Genomic DNA, 17236 nt, shown 5'->3' with positions numbered 1-17236 from the left:
GAGCCGCCGCACGGGTGCCGCCACCTTCTCGACCCCCGGGAGAGCCTCTTGAGACTTACCAAAGCAATGGTGCTTGTCGCGGCCGCGGTGCTCACCGCGGGCCTCGGCCTGACCGGCTGTTCGTCCTCCGATTCCGGCGGCGACACCGATCTCGTCAAGGTCAACGGTGGTGAACCGCAGAATCCGCTGATCCCCACCAATACCAACGAGAACATGGGCGGCCGGGTGGTCGACCGGCTCTTCGCCGGGCTGAAGTATTACGACGCCAACGGCAACGCGCATGACGAGATGGCGCAGTCCATCGAGACGAACGACCGGCAGCACTACAAGATCACCATCAAGCCGGACTGGAAGTTCTCCGACGGCACCCCGGTGACGGCCAAGTCGTTCGTCGACGCCTGGAACTACGGCGCCCTCGGCACCAACGCCCAGCTGCAGAGCTTCGTCTTCGAACCGATCGTCGGCTTCGAAGACGTACAGTCGAATCCGCCGAAGGCACAGACGTTGTCGGGCCTGAAGGTCGTCGACGACAAGACCTTCACCGTCGATCTCAAGCGGCCGTCGATCGACTTCGTCACCGGTCTCGGCTTCGCACCGTTCTATCCGCTGCCCGATGTGGCGTTCAAGGATATAAAGGCGTTCGGTGAGCATCCGGTGGGCAACGGACCGTACAAGCTGACCAGCTGGGAGCACAACGTCAAGATCGAGGTGGTCCCGAATCCGGAGTACCACGGCGGGCGCCCGGCCAAGAACAAGGGCCTGCGCTTCGTGATGTACCAGTCCTACGACACGGCGTACGCGGATCTGCAGGCCGATAATCTCGACGCGCTCGACCTCATCCCGGACAGCGCGCTGACCACCTACAAGAAGGATCTCGGCGACCGCGCGATCTCCAAGGACATCGCGTACAAGCAGTCCATCGGCATTCAGCAGAGCGCCCCGCATTGGGGCGGCCAAGAAGGTGTATTGCGGCGCAAGGCCATTTCGGCGGCGATCGATCGAGACCTCATCTGCGACAAGATCTTCCACGGCACCCGGGAACCCGCACGCGATTTCACCGCGAAAACGCTGCCCGGCTTCAACAACGACCTGCCGGGTGTCGATGCGCTGAAGTTCAATCCGGCCGAGGCCAAGAAGCTGTGGGCGCAGGCCGACGCCATTTCACCGTGGTCGGGCCGCTACGAGATCGCGTACAACTCCGACGGCAATCACCAGGGTTGGGTGGACGCGGCCGCCAACAGCATCAAGAACACCCTCGGCATCGACGCCATCGGCACGCCGTATCCGACGTTCAAGAACATTCGCGACAAGATCACCTCGAAGACGATCGGCACCGCGTTCCGCTACGGCTGGCAGGGTGACTACCCGACCATGCTGGAATTCCTGAGCGTGCAGTACTACAGCTTCTCCAACGGCAATGATGTCGAGTACAAGAGCCCGGAGTTCGACAACCTGCTCAACGCCGCGTATGCCGCGCCGACCGAGCAGGAGTCGTACAAGCTCGTCGCGCAGGCACAGGCGGTGCTGCTGAGGGATATGGCCGATATCCCGCTGTGGGACTACACCATGCCCGGCGGGCGCTCGACCAAGGTGAAGAAGGCCGAGATGTCCTGGAGCGGCCTGTTCGACTTCGAGAACATCGAGAAGTAATCCGTACGCGGTGGAGCCGGATCATCAGCGGCTCCACCGCCTTCCGGTCAACCGTACGGTCCGTGCCCATCCCCCGCCTGCTCGGCGACGAATAACTGAACGTCCGGGCCTACATCGCCCGAATCGCCCCGAGCAGGAAGGAACCGTGATGATCCCGCATTTCCTCGGACAGATTATCTGGTCCGTCTCGCAATTCCTCCACATGTTGCTGATGCCGTGAGGGGCCGCCCGGGTCGGTATCGGTCCGCCCCGGGCGCTCAATCCACCTCGTCGTCCTCATCCGAACCGGGCTCCATGGCGGCGATCTCGTCTATGCGGGCGAAAGCGTCATCCAGGGTCGCATCCCCGAACGCGTACGACTCGCGCGAAAGATCGCGCAGCGCCGCGATTCCGTCCAGCATGTCGGTCAATTCACCACGCAGCGCCGACAATTCGAGTATCGCCGGATCTATTCGGTACCACGCCACCGTCTTTCGCCACCGGTCGTCGCCATCGATCCACGACCACATGGTGTCGCGCACCAGCACCGGATCCGGTGTGTAGACCTGGAAATGGTCCGCGGCCTCGCGGTATTCGAGTTCGTATACGCCGTCGTCCAGCAGCCGCGCCTGGATGTACTCGTCATCGCCGCGGCTCACCGTGATGTACGGGCAGCCCGGATCCGCGACGAGTTCGGTGAGCCGGGCATTGGTGATCGGCTCGGGCAGCTGCTCGTCGCCGACGGTCACATCGACTTCGGTCACGAACCCAGTGTCCCGGAACCGATCACGCCGAATTACCCCGGGTCCGGCCCGCCGGGGTGCAAGGTGGGTGGCATGCGTTATCCGAATCGAGGCCGCCGATGACGACCGTCGCGGGCGTGGACAGCTCCACACAGTCGTGCAAGGTGGTCGTCTGCGACGCCGATACCGGCGAAATCCTGGACCGGGCCACCGCCCCACATCCCGACGGCACCGAGGTCTCCCCCGAATCCTGGTGGCAGGCACTGCATTCCGTCGGCAATGGCCGGTTCCACCGGGTCGACGCGATCGCCATCGCCGGCCAGCAGCACGGGTTGGTCGCCCTGGACGGGACGCACCGCCCGGTGCGCGACGCGCTGCTGTGGAACGACACCCGCTCCGCGGCCGCCGCCGAACAGCTCGTCACCGAATTCGGCGGGCCGCGGGCCTGGGCCGACGCCGTCGGCAGCGTTCCGCTGGCCGCGTTCACCGTCGCCAAGCTGCGCTGGTTCGCCGACCACGAACCCGAACTCGCCGACCGCACCCGCCGCATCATGCTGCCGCACGACTACCTGACCTGGCGGTTGCGCGGCGCCGACGCCGAACCGACCACCGATCGCGGCGACGCGTCGGGCACCGGCTACTGGTCGCCCGTCACCGGCGAATACCGCAAAGATATTCTGTCGCTTGCCTTCCGGGGACGCGAGCCCGAGCTGCCCAGGGTCGCCGCGCCCGCGGAGATCGTCGGCTGGACCCCGGCCGGGGTGCCGGTGGCCGCGGGCACCGGCGACAATGCCGGGGCCGCACTGGGTTTGGCCATCGGGCCCGGCGATGTCGTCGTCTCCCTCGGCACCAGCGGCACCGTCTTCGCCAGAAATACCGTGCCGAGCGCGGACCCCACCGGCGCTGTCGCCGGATTCGCCGACGCCACAGGCGCTTTCCTGCCGCTGGTGTGCACCCTCAACGCGGCCCGGGTGCTCGGCTCGGTCGCCGATCTACTCGGCGTGGACCAGCGGACTTTCGAAGACCTTGCCGCGCAGGCGAATCCGGGCGCGGGCGGGATCGTGCTGCTCCCCTACCTCACCGGCGAACGCACCCCGAACCTGCCGCACGTCGCGGGCAGCCTGCACGGTTTGCGCCCGGATACCATGCGCCCCCGCAACATTGCCCGCGCCGCATACGAGGGCATGCTCTGCAATATGGCCGATGCGCTCGACGCGCTCGGCGCCGCGCCGCGCCGGGTGCTGCTCATCGGCGGTGCGGCCGGTTCACCGCTGGTCGCCCGGCTGGCCGCCGAGATCTTCGGCGTCACCGTCACCGTGCCCGAACCCGGGGAATATGTCGCGCTCGGCGCGGCGCGGCAGGCGGCGTGGGCGCTGTCCGGCAAGGCCGATCCGCCGAACTGGCCCGCGCGCACCGCGGCCGAGATCCCGGCGCCCGCCGATGCGACGATCGGCGCCGACATCCGGGCCGCGTATCGCCGAGCCCGGCAGGCGCTCTACTGACGCCGCGATCCCACTCACCGAAACGAACCGCGCGCCGCAATCGATATTGCTGGTAGGACCTAGGTTCTGACTCGTAGTCCAGTCGGATGAGTCCGTCGCGCGTGGGAGGCGACGGCCGGGGCGCGCCGCACGGGATTTCAAGGCAGGGCCTAGAATCGACAGCAGCCGATCCGGGGGGACGCGGTGACATCCGCAAGCAGCCACAAGCGACTCATCATCTACGTCGGACGCACGTCGGAGCGTCCCGGCGCCGTCGCCGGCCTGTTCGAACGACTGCGAACAGTGCCGGGTTACAGCGACGACGAGACCATCTACTGGGAGTTTCCCGATCCGGTGCGCCGGTTCTCCCGCGCGGGACTCGCCGCGCACGCGCGGGATCTGGCCGACCGCATCGACAGCTACCGCATCGGTCCGCGGCGCACCCGCGAGGTCGTTCTCATCGGGCACGGCATCGGCGGATTGCTGGTGCGCTACGCGTATCTGCAGGCGCGCTGCGGCATCGACGGACCCGCACTGTCCTGGGCGCGGGCCGTCACCCGGATCGTGCTGCTCGCGACGCCGAACCGCGGCTTCGACCCGGCGCGGCAGGCCTGGCCGCAGCGAATCCTGCTGTGGCTGTTCGCACCGCTGCTGCGCCGGTACACCATCGCCGAACTCGTGATGGGCACGCCGTTCGTCACCAATCTGCGGATCCAGTGGATGCGCGAATTCGCCGAGCTCGGTCATCGGGCGCCGAAGGTCGTGCAGCTGCGCGCCGACGACGACGTCACGGTGGCCGACGAGGACAGCCGGGATCTGGAGGCGCTGCCGACGGGGACCCAGCGGGTGGTGCCGCTGGCCACCCACGACGATATCGTCGCCGTCGACTCGGTCCGGGAGGACTATCCCGGCCAGCGGTTCGACATCCTGTGCTGGGCCATCACCGAACCGATCCAGGCCACCGAGCCCACCCCGGTGCCGCCGAGCGAGGCGGCGAAGAAGTCGGTGGTGTTCGCGCTGCACGGAATTCGCTCCGGCAGCGGCGACTGGCCCGCCGAACTGGCCGACCAGCTGGCCAATCACGATCATGCCGCGCTGGTGGTGACGCCGTCCTACGGCAGGCTCTCGGCATACGATTTCGCGCTGCCGTTCACCCGGCGGCGCAACCTGCGCTGGTTCGCCGACCAGTACAGCTACTACCTGGCCAGGCATCCCGGCAAGCCGTTCCACTTCGTCGGGCACAGCAACGGGACATATCTGTTCGGGCAATCGCTGAAACAGATTCCGGCGCTGCGCTTCGATCATGTCTTCCTGGCGGGCAGCGTGCTGCCCCGCGAATACGACTGGCTGCGCGCCACCGACCGCGGGCAGGTCCGTGAGCTGGTGAACGTCTGCGCGAGCGCGGACAAGCCGGTGGCCTGGCTGTGCAGCGCGCTGCGCGGATTCGGCATGCGCGATATCGGGGTCGGCGGATTCACCGGATTCGACTCGGTGCCGCCGAACGCCGTGCAGGTGCGCTCGATTCAGGGCGGGCACGGTGCGGCGCTTGTGCCGCAACGGCTTCCGAACATCGCCGAGTATGTGCGCAGCGGAAAGTGCGCGCCGGAAACCGATCTCGTGACGCCCACCGAAACCTTCGGCATGATCTCGCGATTCGCGCCGATCGGCACCTGGCTCGCGGCGGGCACACTGGCCGGGCTCGGCTGGCTGAGCGTGCTGCTGATCGGCGGGCCCGCGGGTGCGGCCCTCATTCTCGCGCTGCTGCTGGTGACGTATGTGGTGTTGAAGGTGGCGTGAGGCTCAGCCGATATCACCCCTGGCGACGAGCAGCGCGCTGAGGATGTCCGCGAGCCGGTCGGCGGTCTCCCGGTCGATGCCGTCGAGCAGCGCGGCCTCGTTGGCGAGGTGGCCGGGCAGTATCTTGTCGATGGCGGACAGGCCCTTTCGGGTCAGCCGCACCCGGACCACCCGGCGGTCGCCGCTGTCGCGGATCCGTTCGACCAGCCCCTTGGCCTCCATCCGGTCGATGCGCAGGGTGATCGCACCCGAGGTGACCAGCGAGGCGCCGAGGATGTCGCCCGCGGTGAGCTCGTAGGGCTCGCCCCTGCGGCGCAGCACCGTGAGCACGTCGAATTCGCCCGGCTCCAAACCGTTTTCGGTCAGGTAGTCCTTGATCTGTTTGTCCCACAACCGGGACAGCCGCATGAGCCGCCCGACAACGCCGATCGGCCATGGATCGATATCCGGGCGCTCGCGCCGCCACTGTTCGACTACCCCGCCCACCGCGTCGGTCATGCGCTCCACCTCACGAATGCCCAGTCTAAAAGCCCCCTTGACGCGACGCTTCTTCGGATGCTTTTATCTGAGCGCTAGTTATTTGAGCGCTGAGATTATCAGCGCTGAGGCAATGGAGGAAGTCATGCCTTTCGTGGCGACCGGTGCGTCCGAGGTGCACTACGAGATCGATGGCCACGGGCCAGGACTGACGTTGGTGCACGGCACCGGCGGCGATGCGGACAAGGTCTTCGGCCACGTGGTCGACCATTTCGCCGGACATCGAACCGTGGTGCGGCCCAACCTCGGCGGCAGCGGCAAGACCAGCGACGACGGCGGCCCGCTCACCGTCGAACTCATTGCCGAACAGGTCACCGCCGCCATCCGCACCGCGACCGACGGTCCGGTCGACCTGCTCGGCTTCTCGCTCGGCGCTGCCGCCGCGGTCGGCGTCGCGGCCGAACACCCGGAGCTGGTGCGCAAGTTGATCCTGGTCGCCGGGTGGGCGCACACCACCGGACCGCGCGATCACTTCTACTTCCAGACCTGGCGCAACCTGTTGGACGTCGACCGCGAGATGTTCAAGCGCTTCTCGACGCTCACCGGCTTCGGCCCGGCCGCCGTCGACCGGTTCGGGCACGCGGGCCTGGCCGCCTCGCTCGCCGACGACTGGCCGCCCGCGGGCATCGCCCGGCAACTGGATCTCGGCCTTGCCCTCGATCTGCGACCGCTGCTGCCCCGAATTCAGGCGCCCACCTTGGTGATCGGCCTCGGCCGGGACAATATGGTGCCGATCGAGAGTTCGCGCGATCTGCACGCCGCCATCGCGAACAGCCGCCTCGTCGAAATCGCCGACGAGGGACATATGGACTGGTTCGCCGACCCGACCGCGGTACTGCGGGCGGTAGACGAGTTCCTCGACCGGTAGAGACCGCGGCGACCTCGTGCCACCATGTAGTGGATACCAGCAGTACCAGATATAACTGCCGTGGACAGACCGCGGTCGCCTCGCGCCGTGGCGACCACGGCCCGCCGAACCCCGGCAGTACTGCACAAGACGGACCGAGGGAGCGACAATGACGCGCTACGACGTGGTGATCCGGGGCGGAAGCGTATTCGACGGCTCGGGGGCGCGGCCGCGGACGGCCGATGTCGGCATCGCCGACGGCCGGGTCGCCGCCGTCGCCACCGGACTGCCCGACGGCGCGCGCACCATCGACGCCGCGGGCAAATGGGTCATTCCGGGCATGCTCGACGTGCACACCCACTACGACGCAGAGGTGCTCGGCAATCCCGGACTCGGCGAATCGGTGCGGCACGGCGTCACCACCGTCGTCATCGGGAACTGCTCGCTGTCCACGGTGTACTCCGGCGCCGAGGACTGCGCCGACATGTTCGCCAGGGTCGAGGCGCTGCCGTGGGACGCGGTGCATTCGGCCGTGAAGGAGCACCGGGACTGGGACGATCCCAGGTCCTACGTCCGCTCGCTGGCCGGCCGCCCGCTCGGCGCGAATATCGCCGCGCTGCTCGGCCATTCGGATATCCGGGTGGCGGTGATGGGCCTGGCCCGCGCGGTGGACGCGCAGACGCGACCGACCCCGGCCGAGCTGAATCGCATGCGGCACATGCTCACCGAGGCGCTCGACGCCGGCTTCCTCGGACTGTCCACCATCCGCAGCTCGTTCTCCAAACTCGAAGGGTCGCGCTTCCCGGCGCGGCAGCTGCCGTCGACATATGCCACCTGGGCCGAGTACCGGGCGCTGAACAACATTCTGCGGCAACGGAATCGGATCCATCAGAGCACACCGAACCTCACCGCCCGGGCCGAGATCGCCCGCTATTTCGCACAGAGCGCGGGGCGGTTGCGCAAACCGCTCAAGACCACCCTCATCGCCGGTATGGATGTGAAGGCCGACCGCACCACCGCCCGCGCCGCGACCATTGCCGCGCGGATCGCGAATACCGTTGGCGCGGCACAGTTCCGGTGGCAACACCTACCGGTGCCGTTCGAGCTCTACGCCGACGGCGTCGATCTGGTGGTGTTCGAGGAATTCGGGTCCGGCTCCGCGGCGCTGAACATCCGCGATGTCATGAAGCGCGGCGAACTGCTCGCCGACGAGACGTATCGGCGGCAGTTCCGAAAAGATCTCGCGAAGCGTTTCGGGCCTCGGGTCTGGCACCGCGACCTCTACGACGCGCAGATCGTGGCCTGCCCGGACGCCGATGTCATCGGGAAATCCTTCGGCCAGGTCGCCGACGAGCGCGGTATCCACCCGGCCGACGCGCTGCTCGATCTCACCGTCGCGCACGGCAAGGCCCTGCGCTGGCGCACGGTGATCGCCAACGATCGCGAGGCCGTGCTCGACGAGTTGCAGCGGTCGCCGGTGATGCAGGTCGGCTTCGCGGATTCCGGTGCGCACCTGCGGAATATGGCCTTCTACAACTTCGGGCTGCGGATGCTGGAGCGGGTGCACCGGCGCGGGTTCATGCCGGTGGAAACGGCGGTGCACCGCCTCACCGGTGAACTGGCCGACTGGTACGGGCTGGACGCGGGCCGGTTGGCCGAGGGCGCGCGGGCCGATATCGCGGTGCTCGATCCGGCCGGATTCGACGGCGCCAGCGCGGAATACGCCGAGGCGCCGGTACCCGGTATCGATGGCCTGTCGCGCATGGTGAACCGCAACGACCGAGCCGTCGCCGCCACCCTCGTCGGCGGACACATCCTCTACGAATACGGTGAGTTCGCACCGGGATTCGGCACCACGCTGCATGCGGGCTCTTTCCTCGCGGCACGGTAGCATCCGGTTTCCTGGGAAATTCGCACGGCCAGCAGGCATTCCGCAACCAGCGCCGCCGATCGGAGCCGGGTTCGAGGGCGGCCGCTTCGGCGAGCATGGCCGCGCCCAGTTCCCGGCGTTCGGCCGGGAGCGGCCCGGTTCGCTCAGCCTGGCAAGGGTTGGGGCGCGATCAATCTCGATGGTCCAGATCGCTCCACAGTCCGCTGCCGGGTGAATGCCATCCACTATCGGGGTATTCGACCCGGCTGGTCGGCGTGCGCCGCCATATCGAGGCACTGCCCGTCGAGGTATCGGCGGACGTGTTGCGGCTCATTGCCCGCGCCTGCTCATTCCTGCGCCGCCGTCGCCGCTCGAAATCGTCGTCCGCTCGCAGCTTCGCCTCGGCCCGCTCCGCGCCGGTCATCGATAGCGCCGCCCGCAGCCGAGCCTCCGACAGTTCCCGGCGAGCCTTCAGATACTCCTCGTTCTGCTTTTCCAGCCTCTTCTCGAGCCGACGCAGCCAACCCATGCGACTTCCCTCCAGGGATGACCGGCGCCGTCGCGGCTTTTCGATGTAGCCGCACGCTCCGAACGCCGTGTCCGAGTCAATGGTCCGCCCGCACTTCGCATGTGCACAACGCGCGGGAAGGGGCCTGAACCGCCGCGGTGCGGGTCCGCGGGATTACGGCCGATCCGCGGGCCCGAAGGCGGTGCGCGGTTCCGTTTCTCGCCCGATGGCCTGCGCGCCCGGCGCGGATACCGCCGTGCGGCGGGATACGATCCGCTCGGCGTAATCCCTGGGCGGACAGAACAGTTCGTCGAAGGTCAGGTAGCAGGCATCATCGGGGTCGACGAGTCGGCCGGACCGTACCAGCCGGGTCGCGCGTTCCCGCACCAGTAGGCGTAGGCAGTGGGTGATCCGGGCTACCGCGTCGCGGGATCGGTCACGATCGGCGACGTATCGCCGCCCGCCGGGCCGATCCGCGTCAGCAATGGCATCCTCGGCAATTATGCATTCGATGCCACTTTGCATATTCGGCAAACATGCTGTGTGTGAAGCGAATTCGGCCGCAGCGGTCAAGAGGAGGTCCGGGCGGTCTCCGAAAGTCGGCTCCATCAGCTCGTATTCGTCGGGGCCGCGATGGGCGATCTCGTCGATCACGGAGTCGAATGCGGGCCACGCCGCTCGCGCCGCGCGCACGTCACCGCGGCGCGCAATGGCATGCAGTGCAATATCGGCACGGCACTGCCGTGCCAAACGCGCAACGGCCGGTAGGGATTTCGCCGGATCCGAAACATCATCGTCCAGCCCCGCCCATCGGGTGAGCACATCACCGACCGCGACGGCCTGCCACGCCTGCGCGAGGCGGTCCCGCGACAGCAGCGCGCGCACATGCAGCTGCGCGTCGGTGAGCGCACGGATATCGTCGGCATCCAACGCCTCGGCACGGGCGGCGGCGTCGATCCGCGCGACCGAGGCCCGGTATCTGCGCGCGACAATCAATAGTCGGGCCATGCCCTTGAAAGCGGTTGCCGCACTGCCGCGCTCGCCCGCGAGCGGGAGGCCGCCGTAACCGTGCCGCACGGTTGCCGCGCCGTCGCGCTCGTCTACCGCCGAAGAACAGCCGCAACCATGCCGTGCCGTCGCCGCGCCGTCGCGCTCAGCCGCCACCGAGAAACAGCCGCAACCGTGCCTCGGGGCCGACAGGCGATATCGGAGTGCTGGGCCCAGCAAAGTAGCCACCGACTTGTCCGCGAGCCGCAGCGCGCCCAGATGTAGGTCGGCCGTCAGTGGTGTCGGGGACTCGGGCAGGGTGGCGTATCGGGTGTGCCGAGCCGCGGCCGACGGGTAGTGATCCGCGAATTCGCCTGCCGCACCAGGCCCTCCGGCTCGCGGCTCAGGCGACGACAGGCTGCCGCGTACCGGCACCGGGATAGCGCCGAGGCGCGCGTGGAATCCGCGACAGTCCGGTTTCCGGCCGAGCAGTCCGCGCACCAGGTCCTCCACGACCTCCCGCGCCGACCAACCGTAGCGGAACCCCCAATCCCGTTGCGCGGCCGTCGGATCCAGCAGTGGTGCACGGCCGGACCAGCCTGGCACCCAGGCCGAATACCGAATTCCGGCACGGCGCAGCAGCTTTCGCACCTCGGTCGGTGTCACCAGGCCCGGCGCGGTCAGTTCGACGATTCCGGTGCGCTGCGAGGCGGCGGCCGCCACCAGGAAGCGTTCCAGATCGTCGGTGTGCAGCAGCTGGAAACCCTCCGCGGTATCGGGTCCGAGCAGGGGTTCGAGCGCGCGCCAGGTCTCCCGGCCGACGCGACGCCCGGCGACGGCGGGTATCCGGAGCATCAGGCCGTCGACGCCGCGCAGCAGCGCCGAAACTCCGGATTCGGTGCGTCCCGCGACGCGCGCCCCCGCGACGACCGGAACCACAACGCGCGCACCGGACTTCCGCGCGGCGGCCGCGACCCCGGCCAGGCCGCGATCGGCGAGATGCAACACGCTCACGCAGCCCGCCATCGCCCGAGCGCAATCCGCCGGATCCGCGAAATCCCCGGTCAGCAGCGGTATTTCCGAATCGATGGGTCCGCGTCCCGGCCTGTCGAACCCGATCACGTCATGTCCGGCCGCGGTCAGCATCCGCGCCACCGCCAGCCCGCTCGGCTCGGTGGCTCCGGTGATCATGATTCGCATGGCGCCTCCCACAAACCTGCCAGGTGGGAATAGTGCACTGGCATCGCGTATCCGTGTCAGCGGAATTCCGGAACTGTCCCACTCAGTGGACGCCGACGGAATCGGCATGCGCCCCGTCGGATTCCGGCAAATCCATGCGACCCCACCCGCACGGCGGCGCTACAGTCGCCGGATGACGTGGATCGCACCCGATATCCAACGCACCTCGCCGCCGCTGATCGCCGACGAACGCCCGATGCTGCAGGCCTGGCTGGACACCCATCGGCAGACCCTGCTGTGGAAATGCTCCGGTCTGGAGGCCGAACAGCTGCGCCAGCGGTGTGTCGCACCGTCGACGCTGTCGCTGCTCGGCCTGGTCCGGCATATGACGGAGGTGGAGCGCGGCTGGTTCCGGCGGACCGCGCGCGGCGAGTCGATCGACTACATCTACTGCTCCGAGGACAACTGGGACGGCGACCTCGACGATATCGCCGATGCCGATCCGGCCGCGACCTTCGCCGCGTTCCGCAGTGAGATCGAACTCGCCGACGCCGCCGTCGCCGATATGTCCCTCGACGCCACCTTCAAGCATCCGCGCAGGCCCGAATCGGAGTACAGCCTGCGCTGGGTATACATCCACATGATCGAGGAGTACGCCCGCCACAACGGCCACGCCGACTTCCTGCGCGAGCGCATCGACGGGGCGACCGGGGACTAAGCGTTCGCCGCCCGCAGCACCGCGGCGAGCGAGGCCGCGAGTACGGAATCGGAACGGCCGCAAGACCATCCGGTACGCGCACCGATCCGGTATTCCAGATAGGTGATGGCCGTGCTCGCGTTCCCGCCGCCGATAGACTGCTGGGTGAGGCTCAGAATCTCCACCGCGCGGCCGGTCTTCGCCAGCGCCGCGGTGAGCGCCGCCACCGGCCCGATCCCGTGATGTTCGGATACGGCGGTGGCGCCGTCCACGACCAGTGTGATCTCCGTGCACGCCGCGTCGCCGTCGCCGGAGGTGCGCCAATCCTTCAGCACCACAGCCGGTTCCGAGTCGTCGAGGTAGGTGGCGGCGAACAGGTCGTACAGTTCCGTCGCGGTGATCTCCAGGCCGGTGTCGTCGGCGCGGCGCTGCACGTGTTTCGCGAAATCGATCTGCAGCCTGCGCGGCAGGTCCAGCCCGTATTCCGCCTGCAGCAGGTAGGCGATGCCGCCCTTGCCGGATTGCGAATTCACCCGGATCACCGCATCGTAGCTGCGGCCGACATCGGCCGGATCGATCGGCAGATACGGTACCTGCCAGTCGATTTCGCGTTCCGGGCGCCCCGTCTCGGCCGCCCTGGCCCGATGTTCGGCCATACCCTTCTTGATCGCGTCCTGGTGGGTTCCGGAGAACGCGGTGTGCACGAGATCGCCGACGTACGGGTGCCTTTCGTGGATCGGCAGCCGGGTGCAGTATTCGACGGTGCGGCGGATCTCGTCGATATCGGAGAAGTCGATCATCGGATCCACGCCCTGCGCATGCAGATTCAACGCCAGCGTCGCGATATCGACATTCCCGGTGCGTTCACCGTTGCCGAAGACGCAGCCCTCGACCCGCTCGGCCCCGGCGAGCACCGCCAGTTCGGCGCAGGCGATGCCGGTGCCGCGGTCGTTGTGCGGATGCACCGAGAGGATCACGCTGTCCCGGCGGGCCAGGTTGCGGTGCATGTATTCGATCTGGTCGGCGTAGACGTTGGGGGTGGCGACCTCGACGGTGGCGGGCAGGTTCAGCACCACCGGCCGCTGCGGCGTCGCATCCCACAGCGTGGTCATCGCATCGCAGATCTCCAGCACGTAGTCGGGTTCGGTGAGGTTGAAAACCTCTGGGGAGAACTGGAATCGGACGTTCGGCAGATCGCCCGCGAGCTCACGCAGCACCCGGCCGCCGTCCAGGATCAGCTCGCGCAGTTCCCGGCGATCCTTGCCGAGCACCATATTCCGCCAGGCGGGCGCGGTCGCGGTGTACATGTGCACCACCACCTCGTTGCGGATGCCGCGCACCGATTCGACGGTGCGTTCCAGCAGATCCCTGCGGGCCGGGGTGAATACGACGATGGTGACATCCGCTGGGGCCAGGCCGGTTTCGGCGAGCAGCCGGACGAAGTCGTAATCGGTTCGCGACGCCGACGGGTATCCGACCTCGATCTCCTTGTAGCCCATGGCGATCAGGAGTTCGAAGAAACGGCGTTTGCGGGCCGGGTCCATCGGCTCGGCCAGCGCCTGGTTGCCGTCGCGCAGATCGACCGGCACCCACAGCGGCGCCTTCGTGATCCGGTTGTCCGGCCAATTCCGCTGGGTGAGTGGTACTTCCACGCGGGAGTAGATATCGCGGTAGCGGTGCGACGGCATCTGGGAATGCCGCTGCCGGTTCCATACCGGTGCGGCGGCGGGAATTTCACCGACGGGCGTGTCGATGGTCGGAAAGGTGCGCATGTGCTGCTTCCTGGCTGCTCGATGACGAGATGACCGGCCACGACGGAGCCCCACGGCGGGCGGCCGGTCTTATCGGGCCCCGCCGTGGCGGCTAAGCAGAAGCAGGCAGTGGATCATGGTGTCCTAGACTATACACAACTCCTCAGACAAGTAGAGAGGTTCGATGGCAGCGCAAGTTCGCAGGCACCCGCTCGCCGCGCAAACCGCCGAACTGCTGATGACCCGCATTCGCGCAGGTGAATGGCCGCTCGGTCACCGGCTACCCGGCGAGACGACGCTGGCCGCCCAGCTCGGCGTCGGCCGTTCGACGCTGCGCGAGGCGGTCCGCGAACTCGCGGGAAAGGGTGTACTCGACAGCCGCCAGGGCGCGGGCGTCTACGTCACCGCGCTGGAGGCCACCGAGAACTGGGATGTCGTGCTGCGCCAGGCCGATATCGTTTCGGTGATCGAGGCGCGCATCGCCATCGAATCGGAGGCCGCGGCCCTCGCCGCGCATCGCCGCACCCGCGCCGATCTGCGGGTGCTGCGCAGCACGCTGGCGGCGCGGGAGGCGAACGGCGAACCGGTCGCCGAACACGTCGACGCCGATATGGCCTTCCACCGCGCCGTCATCGTCGCGGCGCACAACGAGGTGCTCACCCAGCTTTTCGACAGTTTCCTCCCCCGGCTCCGGCTCGCGATGATCGATATGCTCGAAATCCGGCCGGTCCCTTCCGAATCCGCCGACCACGCCGCCCACCAGCGGCTGCTCGACGCCATCGTCGCCAAAAACGCCTCGGCCGCCGCGGAATTCAGCCGAACCCATCTGACCTCACTGAAAGCAGCGTTCTCGTGAACGATTACCGCAGGCCCGTGCTCGAACTCACCGAGGTGACCTTCCGCCGCGAGGGCAAGCAGATCATCGACGGCATCTCGCTCACCGTGCGCTCCGACCAGCACTGGGCCCTGCTCGGCCCGAACGGCGCGGGCAAGAGCACCCTGCTCGGATTCTGCGGCGCCGTAACGTTTCCCACCACCGGCACGGTCCGGGTGCTCGGCGAACAGATGGGCCGGGTGGACCTGGCCCAGCTGCGCCGCTCCATCGGGCATGTGAATCCCCGCCATCCCCTGCGGTATTCGCTGACGGTGCGCGAGGTGGTGCTCACCGGCATCACCGCGACGATCGATACGCCGATGCGCTGGACGCCGACCGCCGACGAAATCCGCCGCGCCGACGCGATGATCGACACGCTCGGGCTGAAGGGTAAGGCCGACGAGATCTGGCCGACCCTGTCCCAGGGCGAGCGTGGCCGCACCTTGATCGCCCGCGCGCTCATCGCCGAACCGCGGCTGCTGCTGTTCGACGAGCCGTCCACCGGCCTCGATCTCGCTGCCCGCGAACAACTTCTGGAAACCATCGACTCACTCGGCGAAACCCATCCCGATGTCGCATCGATCCTGGTCACCCACCATCTGGAGGAGTTGCCGAGCACCACGACGCATGCGCTGCTCATCGCCGACGGCCGCACCGTCGCCGCGGGATCGGCCCGCGATGTGGTCACCACCGAGAACGTCAGCGCCGCTTTCGCTCACCCGGTCGAGGTGCGCCACGATCAGGGACGCTGGACCGCGCGGGCCAGGGTGGACCGCCTCGGCTATCCGGACTGACCGCCCGATTCGGTCGATTGCCCGCGCTGTTCGGCCTCCGCCAATTCCTTCAGGGTCAGCAGCTGTTTGCGCGTCATGAGCAGATCTCCGAACGCCACCGGGTGGGCGATCGGGCGCGGGAGCCGGAATCGGACGCGGACCACCAGTCGGGTACCCGCCCCTTCCGGAAACACCGCGTAGGTGACCGATACCCGGTCCGCCCGCAGGGTAATGCACTGGCCTGGAATGAATTCGACCAGCTCGAAGACGGACATGAACCGCTGCCCCGCCGCGAGTGTGGTCAGCCCGGGATCACGCGTCCTGGGACTGCGCCGCCCGAGGTTGTCGATCAGATCGTAACTGTAAGGCGCGACCCGCAATTGACATAACCACGCATATACGAGGTAAGGTGCCGCATCGATGCTGATGGCTCTATCCGCTTGCAGCCCACCGGGTTCCAGTTCGTCGCACGGTAACCGCCGCGCGCGTTCGGCGGGCGTGGCACCCCAGACCAGTCCGGGGTTCACGCCGCGTTCGCGATTCTGCGCAGCAGTCCGCGTACCACTACCCGGTGGCCGCCCGACCCGATGACCAGCGCACGGTAGATCCTTCCGTGCGGGCCAGGAAAGTCCGCCCACGATCTGGCGCGGATACGGGTCGCGCCCGGGCCGTCCGCATCGAGTTCGAAAACCAGCGCGTAGCGCGAAAACCAGTGGTGCCCTTGCAAAGCCAGCCGTCCGGGTGGTTCGGCCGATTCGAGCGACCAACCCGTCGGCAGGGTCGATGGATCCTGGGGGTCTTTGCACATTGTTCGAAGCAGTGCCCGCCAGACCCTTTCGCGATCCGAGTCGATCCATCTGGCATGCTCGTCAATATAGGACAGTCGCTCCATATAGAAGGAACGTACTATTACATGGCCCCACCTCGCAAGCACGACACCGATGTGATCCTGGACGCGGCGCGGACGCTGGTACTCACCGACGGCCCGCGCGCGGCGTCGGTGGCCGCCATCGCCGAAGCCAGCGGCGCCCCCGTCGGCACCCTCTACCACCGCTTCGGCAATCGGAACGGGGTGCTCACCGCCGCATGGCTGCGCGCGCTGGAACGATTCCAGGCCCGCACCCTAGCCGCCGCCGACGATCCGGACCCGGTGGCGGCGGGCGTCGCGATGGCCGCCGCCGCGGTCGGTTTCGGCCGCGAACTGCCCGACGACGCAAGGCTTCTGCTCAACCTGCGCCCGCGCGACCTACTCGACGGCGGACCCGACGACGAATTCCGGGCCCGGCTCGACCTGATGAACGCGCCGCTCATCGCCCACCTGCGCCGGATCGCCCACGCGCTGTTCGGCAGCGCCGACGAGCGCGCCATCGACGCCGTCAGCCGCGCCGTGGTCGACCTCCCCTACGCCGCCCTACGCCGCCACGCCCACGCGCCGACCCTCCCGGCCTGGCTCGACACCGACCTCCCCGAGGCGGCGCGCACCCTGCTGGAGTCGTATCGGCGCTGAGCGGTCGCTACCGGAACGGGCAGACCCTGTCGCTGTAGGAGATCGTGCACGCGATC

At 67.9% G+C, this 17236-nt stretch carries 16 protein-coding genes; 9 read left to right on the top strand and 7 right to left on the bottom strand.

Going from position 1 to position 17236, the window contains the following annotated elements; genetic code table 11:
• The first annotated feature begins 66 nt into the window (after window positions 1-66).
• Window positions 67-1650 (top strand): peptide ABC transporter substrate-binding protein, encoded by a 1584-nt coding sequence (locus tag F5544_RS20370; protein WP_167479352.1) that lies wholly within the window; start codon window positions 67-69, stop codon window positions 1648-1650.
• A gap of 257 nt (window positions 1651-1907) precedes the next feature.
• Here the strand turns inward: F5544_RS20370 and F5544_RS20365 are convergent, their stop codons facing one another.
• Window positions 1908-2393 (bottom strand): hypothetical protein, encoded by a 486-nt coding sequence (locus tag F5544_RS20365; RefSeq protein ID WP_167474661.1) that lies wholly within the window; start codon window positions 2391-2393, stop codon window positions 1908-1910.
• A 98-nt stretch (window positions 2394-2491) separates the two neighbouring features.
• Between F5544_RS20365 and xylB the strand changes: the two genes are divergently transcribed.
• Together xylB and F5544_RS20355 are read left to right on the top strand one after the other, a co-directional pair.
• Entirely contained in the window at window positions 2492-3874 is a 1383-nt protein-coding gene (gene xylB, locus F5544_RS20360) for a xylulokinase (RefSeq protein WP_167474660.1), read from the top strand.
• A 183-nt stretch (window positions 3875-4057) separates the two neighbouring features.
• Window positions 4058-5650, top strand: coding sequence for a hypothetical protein (locus tag F5544_RS20355; protein WP_167474659.1), 1593 nt, complete (start codon window positions 4058-4060; stop codon window positions 5648-5650).
• Window positions 5651-5653: 3 nt separating this feature from the next.
• Here the strand turns inward: F5544_RS20355 and F5544_RS20350 are convergent, their stop codons facing one another.
• Window positions 5654-6148 (bottom strand): MarR family winged helix-turn-helix transcriptional regulator, encoded by a 495-nt coding sequence (locus F5544_RS20350; protein WP_167474658.1) that lies wholly within the window; start codon window positions 6146-6148, stop codon window positions 5654-5656.
• A gap of 124 nt (window positions 6149-6272) precedes the next feature.
• Here F5544_RS20350 and F5544_RS20345 point away from each other — a divergent pair, with 124 nt between their 5' ends.
• Window positions 6273-7055, top strand: a complete 783-nt coding sequence (locus F5544_RS20345; protein WP_167474657.1) for an alpha/beta fold hydrolase — start codon at window positions 6273-6275, stop codon at window positions 7053-7055.
• A 148-nt stretch (window positions 7056-7203) separates the two neighbouring features.
• Window positions 7204-8925, top strand: coding sequence for an N-acyl-D-amino-acid deacylase family protein (locus F5544_RS20340; RefSeq protein WP_167474656.1), 1722 nt, complete (start codon window positions 7204-7206; stop codon window positions 8923-8925).
• Window positions 8926-9094: 169 nt separating this feature from the next.
• Here the strand turns inward: F5544_RS20340 and F5544_RS20335 are convergent, their stop codons facing one another.
• Both F5544_RS20335 and F5544_RS20330 read right to left on the bottom strand, forming a co-directional pair.
• A complete protein-coding gene (locus tag F5544_RS20335) occupies window positions 9095-9433 on the bottom strand; it encodes a hypothetical protein (protein WP_167474655.1) in 339 nt (112 codons plus the stop codon).
• Window positions 9434-9586: 153 nt separating this feature from the next.
• Window positions 9587-11599 carry an NAD-dependent epimerase/dehydratase family protein gene (locus F5544_RS20330; protein WP_167474654.1) on the bottom strand — a complete coding sequence of 671 codons (2013 nt, stop codon included), beginning with the start codon at window positions 11597-11599 and terminating at the stop codon, window positions 9587-9589.
• Window positions 11600-11771: 172 nt separating this feature from the next.
• Between F5544_RS20330 and F5544_RS20325 the strand changes: the two genes are divergently transcribed.
• Entirely contained in the window at window positions 11772-12296 is a 525-nt protein-coding gene (locus F5544_RS20325) for a DinB family protein (protein ID WP_167474653.1), read from the top strand.
• Here the strand turns inward: F5544_RS20325 and F5544_RS20320 are convergent.
• On the bottom strand, window positions 12293-13963 hold the full coding sequence (locus F5544_RS20320) for a 2-isopropylmalate synthase (protein WP_203217673.1): 1671 nt from the start codon (window positions 13961-13963) through the stop codon (window positions 12293-12295). The two genes, F5544_RS20325 and F5544_RS20320, sit on opposite strands and share 4 nt — an antisense overlap.
• Before the next feature lie 247 nt (window positions 13964-14210).
• Between F5544_RS20320 and F5544_RS20315 the strand changes: the two genes are divergently transcribed.
• Both F5544_RS20315 and F5544_RS20310 read left to right on the top strand, forming a co-directional pair.
• The gene (locus tag F5544_RS20315) at window positions 14211-14882 is read left to right on the top strand and encodes a FadR/GntR family transcriptional regulator (protein WP_167474651.1); all 672 of its coding nucleotides are present in this window, start codon (window positions 14211-14213) and stop codon (window positions 14880-14882) included.
• Complete coding sequence (locus F5544_RS20310; protein WP_174867374.1) at window positions 14879-15694, top strand: ABC transporter ATP-binding protein; 816 nt, start codon at window positions 14879-14881, stop codon at window positions 15692-15694. The genes F5544_RS20315 and F5544_RS20310 overlap by 4 nt, the downstream gene beginning before the upstream one ends.
• On the opposite strand, the gene F5544_RS20305 is transcribed toward F5544_RS20310, so the two are convergent.
• Together F5544_RS20305 and F5544_RS20300 are read right to left on the bottom strand one after the other, a co-directional pair.
• Window positions 15682-16200, bottom strand: coding sequence for a hypothetical protein (locus tag F5544_RS20305; protein WP_167474650.1), 519 nt, complete (start codon window positions 16198-16200; stop codon window positions 15682-15684). The genes F5544_RS20310 and F5544_RS20305 overlap by 13 nt on opposite strands.
• The gene (locus F5544_RS20300; RefSeq protein ID WP_342760424.1) at window positions 16197-16481 is read right to left on the bottom strand and encodes a hypothetical protein; all 285 of its coding nucleotides are present in this window, start codon (window positions 16479-16481) and stop codon (window positions 16197-16199) included. The genes F5544_RS20305 and F5544_RS20300 overlap by 4 nt, the downstream gene beginning before the upstream one ends.
• A gap of 105 nt (window positions 16482-16586) precedes the next feature.
• Here F5544_RS20300 and F5544_RS20295 point away from each other — a divergent pair, with 105 nt between their 5' ends.
• Window positions 16587-17180, top strand: a complete 594-nt coding sequence (locus F5544_RS20295; RefSeq protein WP_167474648.1) for a TetR/AcrR family transcriptional regulator — start codon at window positions 16587-16589, stop codon at window positions 17178-17180.
• Window positions 17181-17236: the final 56 nt, after the last annotated feature.

It is taken from the genome of Nocardia arthritidis, from assembly GCF_011801145.1.
In the GTDB taxonomy this organism is placed as follows: Bacteria; Actinomycetota; Actinomycetes; order Mycobacteriales; family Mycobacteriaceae; genus Nocardia; species Nocardia arthritidis_A.
The sequence above is the reverse complement of the archived record's forward strand: the minus strand, read 5'-3'. Positions and strand labels throughout refer to the sequence as shown.

What these genes read in the sequence shown, in the direction of transcription:
- F5544_RS20370 (WP_167479352.1), top strand. Translation starts at nt 67, where the DNA reads ATGGTGCTTGTCGCGGCCGCGGTGCTCACCGCGGGCCTCGGCCTGACC.
- xylB (WP_167474660.1), top strand. Translation starts at nt 2,492, where the DNA reads ATGACGACCGTCGCGGGCGTGGACAGCTCCACACAGTCGTGCAAGGTG.
- F5544_RS20350 (WP_167474658.1), bottom strand. Translation starts at nt 6,148, where the DNA reads ATGACCGACGCGGTGGGCGGGGTAGTCGAACAGTGGCGGCGCGAGCGC.
- F5544_RS20345 (WP_167474657.1), top strand. Translation starts at nt 6,273, where the DNA reads ATGCCTTTCGTGGCGACCGGTGCGTCCGAGGTGCACTACGAGATCGAT.
- F5544_RS20340 (WP_167474656.1), top strand. Translation starts at nt 7,204, where the DNA reads ATGACGCGCTACGACGTGGTGATCCGGGGCGGAAGCGTATTCGACGGC.
- F5544_RS20335 (WP_167474655.1), bottom strand. Translation starts at nt 9,433, where the DNA reads ATGGGTTGGCTGCGTCGGCTCGAGAAGAGGCTGGAAAAGCAGAACGAG.
- F5544_RS20330 (WP_167474654.1), bottom strand. Translation starts at nt 11,599, where the DNA reads ATGCGAATCATGATCACCGGAGCCACCGAGCCGAGCGGGCTGGCGGTG.
- F5544_RS20325 (WP_167474653.1), top strand. Translation starts at nt 11,772, where the DNA reads ATGACGTGGATCGCACCCGATATCCAACGCACCTCGCCGCCGCTGATC.
- F5544_RS20320 (WP_203217673.1), bottom strand. Translation starts at nt 13,963, where the DNA reads ATGCCGTCGCACCGCTACCGCGATATCTACTCCCGCGTGGAAGTACCA.
- F5544_RS20315 (WP_167474651.1), top strand. Translation starts at nt 14,211, where the DNA reads ATGGCAGCGCAAGTTCGCAGGCACCCGCTCGCCGCGCAAACCGCCGAA.
- F5544_RS20300 (WP_342760424.1), bottom strand. Translation starts at nt 16,481, where the DNA reads ATGTGCAAAGACCCCCAGGATCCATCGACCCTGCCGACGGGTTGGTCG.
- F5544_RS20295 (WP_167474648.1), top strand. Translation starts at nt 16,587, where the DNA reads ATGGCCCCACCTCGCAAGCACGACACCGATGTGATCCTGGACGCGGCG.